At 59.4% G+C, this 16,985-nt stretch carries 16 protein-coding genes; 8 read left to right on the top strand and 8 right to left on the bottom strand.

All coding sequences use genetic code 11. The features are described 5' to 3' along the window. Positions 1-28 precede the first annotated feature (28 nt). From cynS to RLW41_RS06440, 6 genes are all read right to left on the bottom strand, one after another. Positions 29-478, bottom strand: coding sequence for a cyanase (gene cynS, locus RLW41_RS06465; protein ID WP_414463965.1), 450 nt, complete (start codon positions 476-478; stop codon positions 29-31). A 40-nt stretch (positions 479-518) separates the two neighbouring features. After that, positions 519-1,439 carry an ABC transporter ATP-binding protein gene (locus tag RLW41_RS06460; protein WP_414463964.1) on the bottom strand — a complete coding sequence of 307 codons (921 nt, stop codon included), beginning with the start codon at positions 1,437-1,439 and terminating at the stop codon, positions 519-521. A 55-nt stretch (positions 1,440-1,494) separates the two neighbouring features. After that, positions 1,495-2,403, bottom strand: coding sequence for a nitrate ABC transporter permease (gene ntrB / locus RLW41_RS06455; protein ID WP_414463963.1), 909 nt, complete (start codon positions 2,401-2,403; stop codon positions 1,495-1,497). A gap of 69 nt (positions 2,404-2,472) precedes the next feature. Next, positions 2,473-3,816: an FAD-dependent oxidoreductase gene (locus tag RLW41_RS06450; protein ID WP_414463962.1), complete on the bottom strand. Its 1,344-nt coding sequence runs from the start codon at positions 3,814-3,816 to the stop codon at positions 2,473-2,475. After that, the gene (locus RLW41_RS06445; protein ID WP_414463961.1) at positions 3,813-4,988 is read right to left on the bottom strand and encodes an acyl-CoA dehydrogenase; all 1,176 of its coding nucleotides are present in this window, start codon (positions 4,986-4,988) and stop codon (positions 3,813-3,815) included. The genes RLW41_RS06450 and RLW41_RS06445 overlap by 4 nt, the downstream gene beginning before the upstream one ends. Before the next feature lie 58 nt (positions 4,989-5,046). Next, the gene (locus RLW41_RS06440; RefSeq protein WP_013949582.1) at positions 5,047-5,598 is read right to left on the bottom strand and encodes an OsmC family protein; all 552 of its coding nucleotides are present in this window, start codon (positions 5,596-5,598) and stop codon (positions 5,047-5,049) included. Between the two features lie 433 nt (positions 5,599-6,031). Here RLW41_RS06440 and RLW41_RS06435 point away from each other — a divergent pair, with 433 nt between their 5' ends. The 3 genes from RLW41_RS06435 (at position 6,032) to RLW41_RS06425 (ending at position 10,694) form a co-directional block, all read left to right on the top strand. Next, positions 6,032-7,366: a CmpA/NrtA family ABC transporter substrate-binding protein gene (locus tag RLW41_RS06435; protein WP_414463960.1), complete on the top strand. Its 1,335-nt coding sequence runs from the start codon at positions 6,032-6,034 to the stop codon at positions 7,364-7,366. 101 nt (positions 7,367-7,467) lie between these two features. After that, positions 7,468-9,066 (top strand): sigma 54-interacting transcriptional regulator, encoded by a 1,599-nt coding sequence (locus RLW41_RS06430; RefSeq protein ID WP_414464571.1) that lies wholly within the window; start codon positions 7,468-7,470, stop codon positions 9,064-9,066. A 176-nt stretch (positions 9,067-9,242) separates the two neighbouring features. Next, positions 9,243-10,694 carry a porin gene (locus RLW41_RS06425; protein WP_414463959.1) on the top strand — a complete coding sequence of 484 codons (1,452 nt, stop codon included), beginning with the start codon at positions 9,243-9,245 and terminating at the stop codon, positions 10,692-10,694. A gap of 133 nt (positions 10,695-10,827) precedes the next feature. Here the strand turns inward: RLW41_RS06425 and RLW41_RS06420 are convergent, their stop codons facing one another. Further along, positions 10,828-11,946, bottom strand: coding sequence for a DUF1254 domain-containing protein (locus RLW41_RS06420; RefSeq protein ID WP_414463958.1), 1,119 nt, complete (start codon positions 11,944-11,946; stop codon positions 10,828-10,830). After that, entirely contained in the window at positions 11,876-12,337 is a 462-nt protein-coding gene (locus RLW41_RS06415) for a hypothetical protein (RefSeq protein ID WP_414463957.1), read from the bottom strand. The genes RLW41_RS06420 and RLW41_RS06415 overlap by 71 nt, the downstream gene beginning before the upstream one ends. Before the next feature lie 27 nt (positions 12,338-12,364). Here RLW41_RS06415 and RLW41_RS06410 point away from each other — a divergent pair, with 27 nt between their 5' ends. The 5 genes from RLW41_RS06410 to RLW41_RS06390 all read left to right on the top strand — a co-directional run bounded on the left by RLW41_RS06410 (position 12,365) and on the right by RLW41_RS06390 (position 16,979). Further along, the gene (locus RLW41_RS06410; RefSeq protein WP_414463956.1) at positions 12,365-12,667 is read left to right on the top strand and encodes a hypothetical protein; all 303 of its coding nucleotides are present in this window, start codon (positions 12,365-12,367) and stop codon (positions 12,665-12,667) included. Positions 12,668-12,671: 4 nt separating this feature from the next. Beyond that, positions 12,672-13,367, top strand: a complete 696-nt coding sequence (locus tag RLW41_RS06405) for a helix-turn-helix transcriptional regulator (RefSeq protein WP_414463955.1) — start codon at positions 12,672-12,674, stop codon at positions 13,365-13,367. A gap of 147 nt (positions 13,368-13,514) precedes the next feature. Further along, positions 13,515-14,126 (top strand): ANTAR domain-containing response regulator, encoded by a 612-nt coding sequence (locus tag RLW41_RS06400; protein ID WP_414463954.1) that lies wholly within the window; start codon positions 13,515-13,517, stop codon positions 14,124-14,126. Positions 14,127-14,128: 2 nt separating this feature from the next. Next, positions 14,129-15,352, top strand: a complete 1,224-nt coding sequence (locus tag RLW41_RS06395; RefSeq protein WP_414463953.1) for a CmpA/NrtA family ABC transporter substrate-binding protein — start codon at positions 14,129-14,131, stop codon at positions 15,350-15,352. A gap of 304 nt (positions 15,353-15,656) precedes the next feature. Then, positions 15,657-16,979, top strand: coding sequence for an MFS transporter (locus RLW41_RS06390; RefSeq protein WP_414463952.1), 1,323 nt, complete (start codon positions 15,657-15,659; stop codon positions 16,977-16,979). Positions 16,980-16,985: the final 6 nt, after the last annotated feature.

The raw sequence follows: 16,985 nt of genomic DNA, 5'->3' as shown, positions 1-16,985 counted from the left end.
GTGCGAGGGCAGCAGCGGTCACGCCGCTTTAATAGCGGCGATAGCCGAGGAACTTTCCAGACATGCCGATTTTCACGCGGTCGCCCTTCTGGTCGGGCTGACGTTCCAGCGTCATATCGAAATCGATTGCTGACATGATGCCGTCGCCGAACTCCTCCTGAATGAGTTCCTTCCACGTCGTACCGTAGACCTGAACCAATTCGTAGAAGCGGTAGATCAGCGGATCGGTCGGCGGCACTTGCGGGAGCGATCCGCGGTAGGGAATTTCCGTCAGAATAATCTTCGCTTCCTCGGGAAGATCCAGCAGCCTCGCGGCACGCTCGGCTTCCTCAGGCTCCAGACGCATCTGTCCGAGAAGGGCTGCGGTGACGACGATCGGTGAGGTCGAGACCGACACGGTTTGCTGAATCTCTGCCCACGTCAGGCCCTTCATCCGTTTTGCGGAAAGCACAAGTTCGGTCACTTCGGCGCGGTTCATGCGTGTCACTCCTTTGGTTTGGATGGCTAAAGAATTCGGTTCAGGCTGTTACGGCAGCGCGGTCGACGACGGCCGCGGCTCCATCTTTCTCGGCATCGACCCGCATTGGTTTTGCAGTTGGGCGCACGATGGGAGGTCGCATGGGATCGTAGGCCTTGCCCGCGATTTCCTGGTCGAACGTCTTCGAGCGACTGACGAGAAAATCGAGAAGATGGTTCCGCATCGGATAGTAATTGGCATGCCGATGCATCGTCGCCGGTTGCCGGTCTTTCGGCAGCGTATTCTCAACGATCTCCGCGATCTTGGCATGCGGACCGTTCGTCATCAGTACGATCTTGTCAGCGAGCAATAATGCTTCATCGACGTCGTGCGTAATCATAAAGACGGTCTGCTGCGTCTCGGTGCAGATGCGGCGGACTTCGTACTGCAACGAGCCGCGCGTCAGTGCATCGAGTGCCGAAAACGGTTCGTCCATCAGCAACATCTTCGGCTCGATGGCGAGCGCGCGGGCAATGCCGACGCGTTGCTTCATGCCGCCCGACAACTCAGCTGGTTTCTTCTGCTCAGAGCCTTTGAGATGGACAACATCAATATACGTCTGACAGTGCGCAAGAATTTTCGCCTTCGGCCAATCGGGATGACGGGACTTCACCGCGAACGCGACGTTCTGCTGGACTGTCATCCATGGCAGCAACGAGTGCCCCTGGAAGATGACAGCACGATCGAGGCTCGGTCCCGATATCTCGCGGCCGTCGACGATCACCACGCCATCGGACGGATTGTCGAGGCCCGCTAGAACGTTGAGGATTGTCGTCTTGCCGCAACCCGAATGCCCGATGAGACAGACGAACTCGCCCTTCGCAATCGGCAGCCAGATATTCTCAAAGACGGTAGTCTCGCCGCCGCCATGCTTGGGATAGCGCCGAGCCAGGGCTTCGATGGAGATCAGTGGCTTTTCCATAGCGTCCTCGTGTTCGGGCCTGGGGTGAGTGATTGCAATCTTCCGCTGGCGGACGTCATTCCCGATAGGCGACCAGCCGGGCCGCGCGCGCCAGGATGACGTCCAGCGCCATGCCGGTCAGACCAATCAGCAAGATCGCGGTCAGGATGTTGGAGATCGAGAGATTGTTCCACTCGTTCCAGACGAAGTATCCGATGCCGGTACCGCCAACGAGCATCTCGGCTGCGATAATGACGAGCCACGCGATGCCGATCGAAATTCGCATGCCGGTCATGATCGTGGGAGCGGCCGCGGGCAATATGACCTGAAACGCCTTGCGCAACGGGCTGACCTCAAGGGTGGCTGCAACGTTCAGCCATTCCTTACGCACGCTTGCGACACCGAAGGCGGTATTGAGCAGCATGGGCCAGAGCGCACAGATGAAGATCACGAAGATCGCTGAAATGCTGGAATCCTTGATCGTGTAGAGCGCGAGCGGCATCCAGGCCAAAGGCGAAATCGGCTTCAGGATCTGAATGAAGGGATCCAGCGCGCGGTGGATGAGCGGCGACATGCCGATCACGAATCCCAGCGGAATCGCGACTATTGCCGCAAGAAAATAGCCAAGCAGCACGCGTCCCAGCGAGTAGCCGAGCTGAATGCCGATGCCTTGGTCGTTGGGGCCATGAACGTAAAACGGATTTTTGATTTGGCCCCAGAGCGTCGACGCAAAGTCGGCCGGCGTTGGAAAGCCGGTCTTCTGTCCTTCGGCGGCGGCACCTGAAACAAGAGCTGCGTATTCTGGGTCGACTGACGTCGCGGTGCTAGCGGCCGGCGTCGTTGCGAGCTGCCATACCCCGACTAGCAGGAGGAGGATGACGAGCGATAAGCACGCTGCGCGGATTGCCAGCGGAAACTTCGGCAAGCTGCCTCGCTCTTTGCGCCGGAAGGATGCGCCTGAGGTGGTGATATCTGTCGTGGCCATCTTCAAAGTCTCCGTGAAAGTTCCGGCGCATATGAGCGGGAGATCGCGTGGCTCCCGCGAGCGGCAACATCATGCAGCGAGCTTGGCAACGCGCTCGGTTCCCACCCATTGCTCCATGATCAGCGCGCTTGCATCGTCGCGCAGGATGCGCCACTCGCCATAGGCCGAGATCCAGCCTTCGAGCACGATCGGCGTCGATCGTGTCTTCAGGCGAACGGTCGGCGTTTTATGAGCGTAGCCCTCGTGCTCATGTCCGAGGATGGCTTTGGCAATCGCCTCGGCCTGGCCGCGGATCGGCTCGATGTAGCGGCATGGTGCGCCGCCGATGGTCACGCAGTCTCCGAGCGCGTAGACGTGCGCGACGCTCGTTCTCATCGTTTTCGGATCGACGATGATGCCGCGGTCGAATGCAATGCCACCGCTGCGTGATAGCCGCTGCTCCGTCGCCAAGCCGGTAGCCGCGACGACATGGTCGGCTGCGATCGTGTCGCCCTTCATGGTCGCAACGAGCAGTTTACCGTTACTTCGCGCGACGCGCTTTACATTCTGTTCGCCCTGGAAGGTCACGCCGACGCTTTTAAGTCCAGCGGCAAGCCGCGCGGCAGCGGGCACCGGTAAAAAGGGCCGCATTGGCAGCTTGTCCGGCGCCAAGAGTGTGACGTGATGGCCCGCACGCGCAAGATCTTCGGCCAATTCGCATCCGACCATTCCAGCGCCAACGATGACGATACGTTGAGGACCGGTCGAGAGCGCACGATAAAGCCCGCTCCACGCGGTAAGATCGTTGATGCGCCAAACGAGCTCGGGCGGCAAGCAATCGGGCGCCGCTGAGCGCGCCCCTTGCGCGAGAACGAGATTGTTAAAACGCAGCGTGCCGCGCGTGGTCCGCAGCATCCCGAGATTTGGCGACAGACCGACCGCATACGTCTGCGGCAGCAACTGAACGCCAAGGCGCGCGGCCGCCTCGGTGCCGGTTTCTCGCGTCAGGCTTTCGGGCGTCGCACCACGCGTCAATGCAATTGAAAGCTCAGGCTTATAATAGACATCCCCGCTGCAACCGGTAACGACGGTAATCGGAAGCGTGCCGTCGTGGGCGCGAATGGCTTCCGCCACTGCCCATCCGGCAGCACCCGCGCCGACAATGACGACGCCTGTTTCGCGCGACCGCACCGCCGTCGATACGGGCATATCCGTAATGGCACGCGGCACGTAGGGATCGAAATCGGCCTTGGTGACGTTACAGATTGGGCATTCCCAATCGTCTGGAATGTCCTCGAAACGCGTGCCCGGTGGAAGTCCGCTGTCGATGTCGCCTTCGGCTTCGTCGTAAATCAACCCACAGACGCGGCAGATGAAACGCTTCCACGGCCCGCGGCCGTCGGTTGGTTCGATCAATCGTGTTTTGGTGCTCATGGTTGCGCTTCCGTTGGCTGCACGTCTTTCGACAGGCGTTCCATCTCGCGCCTCAGATGTTTGATCGCCGGGGTGACGATAGCAACGAAATGCGCTTCCCGGATGCGGCGCTGAGGCGCGGCCGACATCAGATAGCCGCGCGCGCCCTGATGCATCAGCGCCGACTGCGTCGCCCGCAACGCTAGCTCCGCCGCTTGCGCGCGGACGTCGATGACATCCAGAAGAAAATCTTTCGATCGTTCGAATGGGGTTTCGATAAGCTTCGATGCGCGGGTCGAAAGCTCTTGGAACTCCGCTACGATGTCTGCCGGACGATCGGCAAGATACTGATTGACGTGACCGAGCACGCCTTCGACGTCCAGCATCGACTCGATTGCGCCGTCGATGATGCCGAGCGCCATTCCGTACTGTAGAAGAATAAACGCGCCTTGAATCTGACCGATGAACGGCCGCGCCGGATCGGCAATCAAATCCGACTCGTCGATGAAGACGTCGGTCAGTCGCACACTCCACGTGCTCGTGCCTTCCATGCCGGAAAACGCCGGGCACTGCCGCAGCTCGACGGGCTCATGGCAGCGGAGCACGAACATGATCTCGTGCAATGGGGCACCAAAACCATCAAACACTTGCGCGATCGCGCCAAAATATTGGCCGCGCCCGATATGGCTGACCCACGGCAGTGTGCCCGAAACGCGATATCCGGCCGGAGCACGCACGGCCTTCAGCGCCATTGGCTCAATCCCGGCGAAGGCCTTCATGGGGTTCGACAGGCCGGTGCCACCGAAGGTCTCGCCCATCGCGTGGGCGGCAAGCATGCGGTCGGCCAGCGATCGGTTCGGCGACTGATCGAGATAGAGTCCGAATACGTCGTGACACCATGTCAGAAAGCCGGTCGAGCCGCACGACTTGCTGACGGCCCGCATCGCCTCGATAGCGACGCCGAAGCGCTCACCGCCGCTTTTGAGATGCGCCGACAGGGCTCCGGCCTCGCCCAAGGCGCGCATCATGTCGAGAGGATAGTGTCCTTTGTCGATGGCGTTGGCCTGGTCGCGCAAAGGGCCTTCGGCAATCGTGCGCGTGCGCGACAGAATCTCCTCGTCTGGCCGGGCACTGACGGGCGGAGCTGCATCGCCGCTCGGCGCGTTCTTTTTAAACGCGAGGACAGTCTGCATGGGGGAACTCCCGCTGAGGAAATGGGAAGAGACCGGGGGTCGGTCTCTTCATCGGCAATCAGTCGGCGACTGCGATCTTGAACGGGATCGGGTTGCGCATCGTGTTGGCGACCGGCGAGAAATAGTTCGCATGACGCACGATTTCCGCGAGTTCTTCGCGGCTGGCGTCGCCCTCGACGTCGACCGTAACGCGGATTTCCTGAAAGCCCATCTGCGACGGTTCACGCTCAGCGCCGCCTGCACCCCATGCGGCAGGGTTGCCGATGTCGCCTTCAAGTTTCAGCTCAAGTTTCGACAGCCGCACGTTCTTCCAGGTCGCGACGGCCGTGATGCCGACGGCAAGGCAGCCGCCAAGCGCTGAGAGGACGATCTCGCCCGGAGCCGGAGCGGTGTTCTGACCGAAGAGATGCAGCGGCTCGTCGACGACGACCGGCGTGTGGTCGCCGACATAGCTGAGCGTGCGGTATTGGCCCTCGCACACCGTCTTGACGACGTTGGTGCCGCGGGAGCCGGGGTTGTTACGGCCCTTTTCGGCGAATGCCATCAGGCCGTCGCGGTCGATCGGCCGAAGATAGGTTTCGATGGTCTTGGTCTGGGCAGAGGCGGTCATGCTGTTTCCTCGGTTCTCATGGATTGACGGTCTTTCCGTCGCCTTCGAGGGGATATCCGCAAGCCGCGTGCCAAGACCTCAAGCAATCGTAAACAACCAAAAATTCATAAACATATTCAATTTGTTAGATTGACTGTGGCGCCATATCGGGCGCATTTCGAATGCGCCTCTCTCGCCAACAATTTGTCGACAATGTCGACGGTCTTTTTTTGCTTGGCGATTGGGATGCGAGAGGAGTCCTAGATGGGCTGTCCTAGCCATGGCGAAGGCACTGACAAAATGTCGACGAAAGTCGACAAGAGGCGGGGACTGGCCGCTCTGTCACAGCGTCGCGCTTACGTAGTCAATTGATTCTGCGCGTCTATTTCAAAACTCCAGGCCTTGGCACAGCTGTTGCGAAGCGCCGATCCATGCAACAACTGGGGTGCGCGATATGGATAAAGACAAAGTGGCAGGCGGTCGAAGCGGATGTTCGTGCGGGGGGCACGACGCGCATGACATTGCGACATCGGGTCAAGCCAGCGCCCTTGAGCGAGCGACTGAGCGCGCACTTTTCAGAGCTGTGTTTCCCAATCCGCTGGAGCGGCGCAACTTCCTGAAAGCTGTCGGCGCGACGACAGCTGCGGCCGCACTCAATCATCTCTTTCCGGTCAAGGCAGCGGCCGAAGCGCTGGAAGAAACCGGCAAGCCAGAAAAGACCGACCTCAAGATCGGATTTCTTCCGATCACCTGCGCGACGCCGATCATCATGGCGGCGCCGATGGGCTATTACACCAAACAGAAGCTCAACGTGCAGCTCATGAAGACGCCGGGTTGGGCCATCGTCCGCGACAAGACGATCAACGGCGAATATGACGCAGCGCATATGCTGGCGCCGATGCCGCTCGCGATCTCACTCGGACTCGGATCGACGAAAGCGCCGTTCGTTTCGCCCGCAATCGAGAACATCAATGGTCAGGCCATTTGTTTGGCCAACAAGCACAAGAACAATCGCGATCCGAAGAACTGGAAAGGCTTCAAGTTCGCAATACCCTACGATTTCTCAAATCATAACTATCTGCTGCGCTACTATCTGGCGGAGCACGGCATTGATCCCGATACCGACGTGCAGCTTCGTTTGGTGCCGCCGCCGGAGATGGTCGCCAACCTGCGCGCCAACAACATCGACGGTTTCTTGGCACCCGACAACCTCGTCCAGCGCGCCGTATACGACGGCGTCGGCTTCATTCACATTCTCTCCAAAGAGATTTGGGACGGTCACCCTTGCTGCAGCTTCTCGCTGTCGCGCAAGATGATCGCTGAGACGCCGAACACGTCCGCGGCGTTGCTGCGCGCCATCATGGAGGCGACGGCCTATGCGCAGAAGGCGGAAAATCGCAAGGAGATCGCCGCGGCCATCGCACCAACGAACTATTTAAATCAGCCGCTGACTGTGGTCGAGCAGGTGTTGACTGGGACTTACGCTGATGGTCTAGGCGGCGTTAAAAAGGACCCGGCTCGCATCGCATTCGATCCGTTCCCTTACGAAAGCTTCGCCGTCTGGACGCTGACGCAGATGAAGCGCTGGGGCCAGATCAAGGGCGACGTTGACTATCAATCGGTCGCGCGCGAGGTATACCTTGTGACGGACGCGGCGAAGGCCATGAAACAAGCAGGTTTGACGCCGCCACAAGCAACGACAAAGACGTTCAGTGTCATGGGCAAGCTGTTCGATCCCGCCAAGCCGGACGAATATCTGAAGTCCTTTGCAATAAGTCGCGCCGGGTGAAACGCTCGATCCGCGATCTTTCGGCACTGGACGCCCGCGCCGCATCGTCGGCGCGGGCGATTTCGCGTTATGAAAGGTCCGGAGATGCAATCGAAAGCGTTATGACGGCGAGCGAGAAGAAATCACAACGCGAGAGCAGTAATTTCTGGCGGGCTCAGGAGCTTTATCTGATTCAGGAAGTCGCGAACCTGATCGGGAAAGGACTCTACTTCGATCAGGTTGCGCGCGGGGTGCTGCACCTGCTTTCGGAGATGCTTGGGCTGAACCGCGGCCGCATCGTGCTGAAGTCGCCTGACGAAGACATCTACCGCATCGCTTATTACTACGGGTTGACGTCCGCAGAAGCTGCGCGCGGCCGATATGCACTCGGCGAAGGCGTCACGGGTTACGTCATTCAGACCGGCCAACTCATTATCGTCCAGGATATTGATAAAGACCCAAGCTTTCTTGGCCGCGCGGTCGAACGCAGCAAGTTGCCGGAAGGCGTCGTCTCGTTCTTTGCCTGCCCGATCCGTGTCGAGGACCGCACCGTTGGTGCGCTCGCCTGTCACAGGATACGCCATAGGGATCGTCCGCTGCAGGACGATGTTCGCATTCTCAAAATTCTTTCTGCGATCCTCGGTCAATTTCTAACGCTCAACGATCGCATTGATCGGCGGATGCGGGCCATCGAGGCGCGCGATGCAGCGTCGGCACCGGCCGGCGACAAGGCAACACAATACGGCATTGTTGGACGCTCGCCGGCCCTGCTGCGTGCGATCTCGCAGATCGAGCAGGTCGCGGACGCCACCGCGAGCGTTTTGCTGCTTGGCGAGTCGGGAACCGGAAAAGAGCTTTTCGCCCACGCGCTGCACGTCGCCGGGCCGCGAAAAGACAAGCCGTTTATCAAAGTCAATTGCGCAGCCATTCCCGAAACGCTGTTTGAATCGGAGCTTTTTGGGCACGAGCGCGGCGCCTTTACCGGCGCAAGCGAAGCCCGCATGGGCTGGTTCGAGCAAGCCAACGGCGGCACGATCTTTCTCGATGAGATCGGCGAGATGCCGCTGCTCATGCAGACTAAGTTGCTGCGTACGCTGCAAGAGGGGACTGTCGTCCGCTTGGGCGGTAAGCGGGAGATCAAGGTCAACATGCGCGTGGTGGCGGCCACCAATCGCGATCTTGCCGGAGCGGTGGAGAGCGGCGACTTTCGCGAGGACCTTTATTACCGTCTCAACGTCATTCCCATTCTTCTACCGTCGCTCGCGCAGCGTCAGTCCGATATTCCCGAACTCATCCGTCATTTTTTGGGCCGCGCGAACGTGGCGAACAAGCGGGAGGTCGCGTTGACGGCCGACGCGATGCATTATCTTGTCGAACAGCCGTGGCCAGGAAATGTCCGTCAACTGTCGAATTTCATCGAACGTCTGGTTCTTCTCGCGAGCGCACCGGTTCTCGGTCGTGTCGAGGTTTCCGCCTTGTTGACCGATCGCGTCTTCGATATCAATCCGCCGAGCGAGCACCGTCAGACGCGGCAACCGATGTCATCCGTGATGCCTGTTCGCCCCTATCTTCCGGCCGCGTCGCACGGACCCGACGATCTGAAACGGGCGCTCGAATTCTCAGGCGGCAACAAATCGCGAGCCGCGCAACGGCTCGGTTTGACGGAGCGGCAGTTCTCGTATCGGCTTCGCAAGTTCAAGGCCGAAGGCACGAAATTCTAAGTCGACAAACTTTGACATTGTCGACACTTTGTCTTGCAGACAATGCCGGCCATCGCGAAAAGCTCATTGATAAGTGCCTGAATTCAAGCATTACGAGCTGCCGCCCCTTCGGACGTAATTGGCACATCGATTGCAACCTCCCTCTCTCAGGCGACGGATGAACCGGGGGGTACAGCATGAACGCCATCACAGAGATCACCGCTCTCGATAGCCGAGAGTCGGTTGATCGCCCGCTACTGCCTCTCGGCAACGAGCGGATAAGCGACACTGCCGCCAGACACAAATCGAAGCATGAAATCTGGACGCGGAGTCGATCATTGAAACGAGCAACCGAACTTCTTTGCATTGCCGTTGTCGCAGGAGTGTGTGTCGCTGCGGCTACCCCCTCTCAAGCGGCCGATCTTGGCGGCGATTGCTGTGCGGATTTGGAAGAACGCGTTGCCGAGCTTGAAGCAACGACGGCGCGCAAAGGCAATCGCAAGGTCTCGCTGACGATCTCCGGCTACGTGGCTCAGGAGATGACCTGGTGGGACGATGGCGCTGAAAGCAACGTCTACCTGCATGGCCTCGGGCCCACACAGGCCACGAATGTGAGGTTCAACGGCCAAGCCCGGATTCTACCCGAATGGACCGCAGGCTACATGCTGCGCATTCAGAACCTTGCGGATAATCCGTTTGGCCGCAACGCCTCGACCGGCGCGGCGATGAACCAAAACTCAGCGGACTTCAACCAGGGCCTCAATGTCCAGATGTCGTTCTGGTATCTGAAGAGCGACCAGTTGGGCAGCGTCAGTGTCGGCCGTCAGGCCAACGCTTCAAAAAGCGCGGCGATGTTCACGGATCAATCCGGTACGCAGATCATCGACAACTACACGTTCTTCGACGGCTTTCCGCAGTTCAAGCTGCGCCAGAAAGGCGGCGGGTACGCGCCAGGCAACATGACGTGGGGGCAGCTGTCTTATTGCTATTCGCAGGATGCGCCGATCGGCGGCGATTGCGACGGCATCGTGATGAACGCGGTGCGCTATGATTCACCCGTGTTCGGCGGCTTCTCGGTCTCGGCGAGTTGGGGCGAAGACGACGACTGGGAACTTGCGGCGCACTATGCCGGCAAGTGGAACGACTTCAAGGTCAACCTTGGCGTTGGCTATTCTGAGAACTCTGATGAGCGCATCAGCGGCACGGCAGTCTTGACCTCGAAGGACAGTCAATACTTCCAGGCTGGCGGCTACATCGAGCATATGCCGACGGGTCTGTTCTTCCACGGCGCGTATGGCCGTGAAGACAACAACGACGCCAAGCTTGTGAACGGCGCGACCGCCCCCGACAGCCATCACTGGTACATCAAGTCGGGTATTCGCCGGAACTGGATGCCGCTGGGTGCGACGATCGTCTATGGTGATTATGCCGAATACGATGACCAGCTTGGACCGTCTGCGCTGGCGCTTGGCGCGACGGGGAGTTCGTTCCAGCGTTACGGCGGTGGCATAGCCCAGGAGATCGACGCAGCAGCTATGACGGTCTACGTCAAATATCAGCACTACGATGCGGATGTGTCGGGCGTGTCCAGTCTATCCGACCTCGAAGGCCTCGACCTCGTCAGCTTTGGTGGGCTGATCAATTTTTGATCGAAGCTTCCTTCCGCAACTTCGGCGGAATGCCAGCGAGCAGCTAAATCCCGGGCTGCTCGCTGGCGCTTGATGAACTCCAGGCTATCAGGTCATCGCCGTATGCGCGATCTTTCACTCCGATAAGTGCAGCTCAGTTTGCCTTCACGACCTCGGGCGGGCTCCAACTCCCATCCAGAATCGAAGGGCTCGTTTCCTTAGGCCAATACATCCGCAGCATCGGCAGGAATGCACCTTTCGGAGCCGGGAGCCAATTGGATTCCTTATCGGCACCCGGCGATTCATTCTGAAAGTAAAGCGTAACGGAGCCGTCGGGATTGGCTTTCAAATCGTTGCGCGGACTGACAGTAAATTTGTTCAGCGCATTCGGTACGAACCACCACCCCTGGTCGATTTGGTACATCGTGATCGACCAGAAACCGTTGACCGGCGGCTCCTGGCCCTTAGCAAACGTCAGCGTATATTTGTCCGCGCCGCTGAGCGGCTGTCCGGCGCTGTCGACCTCCGTATAGGGATAGACGGCGTCAGCCTGCAAATTGGCCGGCCATCCAAAAGCCGCGACGAGCGCGCGCTTCATGTAGTCGGTGCCGTATTCACCAAGACCCTTGGTGAAGATCCATCTCTTGACCTCCACTCCCATCGCAGCCTTGTTCGCTCCGATTTTATCGAGCGCCTGCTGCGGCAACGCTTTCAACGCTGCCTGAACATCAGGATCGAGATGAGCCAAGCTGAATGTCTTGCACGGTTCAATGCCGATTTTCGCCATCTCTGCGAGGATAGGTGCGTCCTCAGTCGCCGGGGGCGCATCCATGCACATCAATCGCGCCATCATATTGAAGTAGCCTTCGGTTCCAAGGCCAAGAATGACGTCCTGTGGTTTGTCGGTCATGGAGAAACCCGGATTGGGATCCACCGGCGGGGCCACATACGTGTAATCAGCGCCGACCGCCGAGAGCGGCCGGAGGTCGTACTCAGCCTGCAGAGCATTCACGGCTTTGTAGTCGGCCTCGCTTCCGTCTGCGTACGTCCGTCCGAGAATCAGCATGTAACGCGTGGGAGATTTGATCTCCGTCATGCCGGACGGCACCTCGCCTTTCCATCCCGGGCCGGTCAGCAGGAATTTCTCTGCTGCGCCGCCCGTCGTGCGGGTGCCAGGAGAATGGATCACAGGCATCCAAAGACTATACATGGGAAACAGATAGTATCGCTTCCCCATATCCGGATGAGAGAAAACGGTCGGACCTTTTTCCAAATCTATCCAGGCGAGCGAATAAAGCGTATCGGCATTCGGCGCTGATACCGCGATAGTCCGCAGGCGGATAACGCGGAATATTAACAAACTTGCCCATTGGCCCCCGCGTGCCGTCGGGCTTGTCGACGTTCGTCATTTGAAAGCGCGTAACTTCAGTAGTGATGAGAGAATAACCATAGATATAGGCATCCATCGCAATCGCTTTGGATTCGTCCACCGTCAAGGCGTGAGCGGCGCATGAAAAAAAAGCGGCACTCATGAGAGCCGCCGACGCAATTTTAAATTGTTTTTTTATTACCACGCTGTCTCTCCATTTCACATTTTTGCGGGAGAATACGATGCGGGCGGAGGAATAATTCGCTTTATGCGCCAGACGGTGTAAAATAGCCAAGGTCCGCTTGTTTGTATCGCTGCTCGCATGATCTCAAGCTTTCCGTTGGTGCGCGCGTCCGATATCGCGCCGTTCGTTCGATGGGTTCAAAAAAACGGACGGTCGCTCGACGACGTGCTCGCGTGCGGAGGGTTGTCGGCCCCGCCTTGGGACGCGACCGCCCGCCCGATTTCCCTGATCAAAGCTCTTTCAGTAATGCGGATGCTGTCCCTGCAGGAAGGACCGGACATCGCGACGCGCGTCGTGACAGACACGAGCATTCTCGATCTCGGAGAGCTGGGTCAGCTCGTGCTTGGCGGCAAGACGCCGCGCGAGGCACTCACTCTCTGAAGCGATGCCCCGTCATTGTACACACGAATTTCTAACGATCACGCCTGCCGCCGCAGGCGCGTTCATTCGTGAGGAACTCACTCTCGATGTGGACGATGTCACGCGGCACACCGTGCAGCAATACGTGGCCGCACTGATCCGTTCGCTCTGTAAAACGACGGGTTACGCAGGCGAGCCGCTCAGCAGGATCGAACTCACGCCTCATCCGGAATTCGGCTTGTCGCACCTCAACGGGAGCCTCGGACCAGAGCTGACGCCGAGCGCCACGAACGCGCTCACGGTCTTTATATCGGATGATGTTCTGGATCGGGCGTTCCCCAGTTCCATCCGGAAGTTTGGAGGCGATTGGCCCAAAGATCATTGGGATTCGCTCTACAGCGCAAACAGTTTCGCGTGTACAGCGCGGGCATTCATCGATTTCATGCTCGATGATGGCGAACCGACCGTTGAGCGGTTTGCCGAGGCGAGTGGCTTCAGCGTGCGAACATCGCAGCGGCGACTTGCGGCCGAAGGCACGAGCTTTTCGGATCTTCTGGATGAAGCGCGAAGGGCCCGCGCGCTCGTTGCGTTGAGCGACTCTTCGAAATCGATCACGCACGTTGCCGCGGATCTAGGATATTCCGGGCAGCCCTCTTTCGTTCGCGCCGTCCGCCGGTGGACGGGCGTATCGCCGCGACGGTATCGGAACGGCGCCGTTTGAGCAAACCGGCCCGGCGCGAATTTCTGTGCAATCAACGGTCCGTCGTCCGGCCTTGTCGCGACCCTAGTTCCGACCCTGAGCACTTGCGGGCAGTTGACCGCGCGCGGAAATCGTGTACCCGAGACAGTCTTCTTGGTGGACACGGGCATGCACGCTGGGCCGAAACGACTTTCCATCTTGGTCATAGATGAAAACCGTCTGCGCGCCTCGGTCATCGAAGCGGGCCTGCGGGAAGCCGGCTATGATCACCTCACCGTCGTCCACGACGTCGCGGGAATTGCGCGCCGTATTTCCGAGATCGAGCCGGACGTCATCGTTATCGATCTCGAAAATCCCAACCGCGATATGCTCGAGAACATGTTCCAACTTTCTCGTGCCGTGAACCGCCCCATCGCGATGTTTGTCGACCGTTCGGACAGTGCATCGATCGAGGCGGCGGTCGAAGCGGGGGTATCGGCTTACGTCGTTGACGGACTGAAGCAGGAGCGCGTCAAGCCGATCCTCGAGATGGCGATCAGTCGCTTTAACGCCTTCTCGCGCATGACCCGGGAACTTGAAGAGGCGCGTTCGGAGCTTGAAAACCGCAAGCTCATCGACCGGGCGAAGGGCATTCTCATGACGACGCGCGGTCTCTCCGAGCCCCAGGCTTACGCCTTGCTACGCAAGACTGCGATGAACCAAAATAGAAAGCTCTCCGAAATCGCCGAAAGCTTGATAACGGCAGCCGGGCTTCTCGCCCCACCCGACGAGGAGGGATGACGATGGCGAGCCTTTACCAGATCACTGCCGGGTTCATGCCGCTTCTCGACAGCGCGGTTCTCGTGACTGCAAAAGAAATGGGCTTCGCCGAGGCCGAAGGCGTCGATTTGGTGCTCGTCCGTGAGATGTCGTGGGCCAACATCCGTGATCGCCTCGCGGTTGGACATTTCCAGGTTGCCCACATGTTGGCGCCGATGCCGATTGCCTGCAATCTTGGCCTGACACCGCTGGCTGTTCCAACCATCGTTCCGATGGCGCTCGGTCTGGGCGGCAACGCCGTTACCGTGTCGAATGCCCTGTGGGACGCGATGGCAGACAACGGCGCAAAGGCCGACTTCGATCCTGCGACGAACGGCAAGGCTCTAAAGGACGTCGTTCGTACGCGCACGGCCCAAAACAAGATGCCGTTGCGGTTCGCTGTCGTCCATCCACACTCAGGGCATAACTACGAGCTTCGCTATTGGCTGGCCGCCTGCGGCATTGACCCATCGCGCGATATCGAGATTGTCATCGTGCCCCCGCCGTTGATGGTGGACGCTCTCGCGAGCGGCACGATTGACGGCTATTGCGTCGGCGAGCCGTGGAATTCTGCCGCGGCTCTCCTGGGGCACGGCCATATAGCGACCGTGAAGGCCGCCATTTGGCGGTCGAGCCCCGAGAAAGTTCTCGCCGCCGGCGCGCACTGGGCGCAAGAGAATCCTGAAGCGCTGTCCGCCTTGTTGCGCGCGTTGAATAACGCCGCCCAATGGTGCGCCGACGCGCACAATCGTAATGATCTCGCACGCATTCTGGCCGAGCGGACGTATGTCGCTCAGCCTGTCGAATGGATGCTGCCTGCGCTGCAGGGCCAGTTGCCCGTCGGCAATGAACACGCCGTCGCCGTCTCCGACTTCTTTGTACCGTTTGCCAAAGCAGCGACGTTCCCATGGAAGAGTCATGCGCTCTGGTTTTATTCGCAGATGGTTCGCTGGGGGCAGGTGCTACACAGCGCGGAGAACGCAAAAATTGCGCGCGAAACGTATCGGCCGGATCTTTATCGTGCCGCGCTGAAGCCGTCAGGCATTGCGCTCCCGGTGGCGAACGCGAAGGTTGAAGGAGCGCTCACGGCGCCCACTCCGGTCGGTTCATCCGGCGCGAGCCTGGTGCTTGGGCCGGACGGTTTTTTCGACGGGGGCTTGTTCGATCCCGACAAGCTCGACGCCTACATCACAAGCCAGAAGCGGTGACGATCCCCGACCTGCGTCAAACGTGCACTGCACAAAATTTGCGCCGACGGGTCGTGAAATTGCTAAATGTTTGGACTTGCGAAGCGTTCGCTACTGCCGCAATCCTGGCAGGGACTCGAGTTGAAGGTTTGTAATTTCAGCTCGCCTAAGTTGCGTGATTTCCGCGCTTAGGGTTTCGTCCGCGTCCAATGACGGGCGCTCAATAGGCAAAGCTGCCGTTCAAGCCTTCCTACCCTCTTTGCCGAGGGTGCGAGCGCTTGGCCGGCAGCTTTTTTGTTTTTGGCGCCACGACCGGGAGCAATCGATGCGCACACAGGAAAGTTCGGGATTATCGCTGTCCACGGCCGAAGGGCGCGCTCTTTGGATTTCGACGATCGCTTTCACGGCCTGCTTCGCAGTCTGGACGATCTTCGCGATCATCGGTATTCGCATCAAGGCACAGCTCGGATTGAATGAAACCGAGTTCGGCCTGCTGGCGGGAACGCCCATTCTGACGGGCTCGCTCGCTCGTATCTTCCTCGGCATCTGGACCGACCGCTACGGCGGACGGGTCGTATTCACGCTCAACATGATCGCGGCAAGCATCGCGACGGCGCTTCTCGTTTTCGCGCACACCTATACGCAAATGCTTGTCGCGGCGCTTGGTGTTGGTCTGGCGGGCGGCTCATTTGCGGTCGGTATCGCCTACGTCTCGCGCTTCTATCAATCCGGCCAGCAAGGCACCGCGCTCGGTATCTTCGGCGCCGGCAACGTCGGCGCGGCCGTCACTAAATTTCTTGCCCCGTTTGCACTTGTCGCCTGGGGCTGGCATGCCGTCGCGCTGATCTGGGCGGCTGCACTGGCGGTGATGGCCATCGTCTTCTGGTTTACGACGACTGACGACCCGGTCACCGCCGAGCGCCGCCGCACAGGCGAAGCGCCAAAGGCGTACGCGATGGAACTCGCGCCGCTGAAGGACATCCGTGTTTGGCGGTTTTCCTTCTACTACTTCTTCACATTTGGCGCTTTCGTCGCCCTTGCACTCTGGCTGCCGCGTTACCTGATCGGCGTCTATGGTTTCGACATTGAAACCGCGGGCATGATTGCTGCCTCCTATTCGATTCCGGCGAGCATATTCCGCGCTTACGGTGGTGTGCTGTCGGATCGCATCGGCGCCCGCGCCGTCATGTACTGGTGCTTCGGCGTCTCCGCCATCGCGACGCTAGCTCTGTCGCTGCCGCCCACCGACTACGTCATGCACGGCACGCACGGGCCGATCTCCGCGCATTTCGAGATTAGCCCCTTGATATTCGTCGGGATCGCGATGGTGCTCGGGTTCTTCATGAGCATCGGCAAGGCCGCGGTCTATAAGCACGTTGCGACGTACTATCCCGACAACGTCGGCTCTGTCGGCGGCCTCGTCGGCATGATCGGCGGCCTGGGAGGTTTCGTTCTGCCAATTGCCTTTGGCTTTCTCAATCAGGTGACAGGCCTTTGGACGAGCTGCTTCATGCTGCTGTTCGTTATCGTCGTCGCCCTGTTCGTCTGGATGCACGTTTCGATACGGCGCATGGAGCGAGACGGCACCTCCCAGAAATCCGCAACCAATACCGACAGCGCCCTGGTCCAAATCGCCGGCCAGGCATGAGAGCGG

Origin of the sequence: Hyphomicrobium sp. DY-1 (assembly GCF_047497105.1) — a bacterium.
GTDB lineage: Bacteria > Pseudomonadota > Alphaproteobacteria > Rhizobiales > Hyphomicrobiaceae > Hyphomicrobium_B.
The sequence above is the reverse complement of the archived record's forward strand: the minus strand, read 5'-3'. Positions and strand labels throughout refer to the sequence as shown.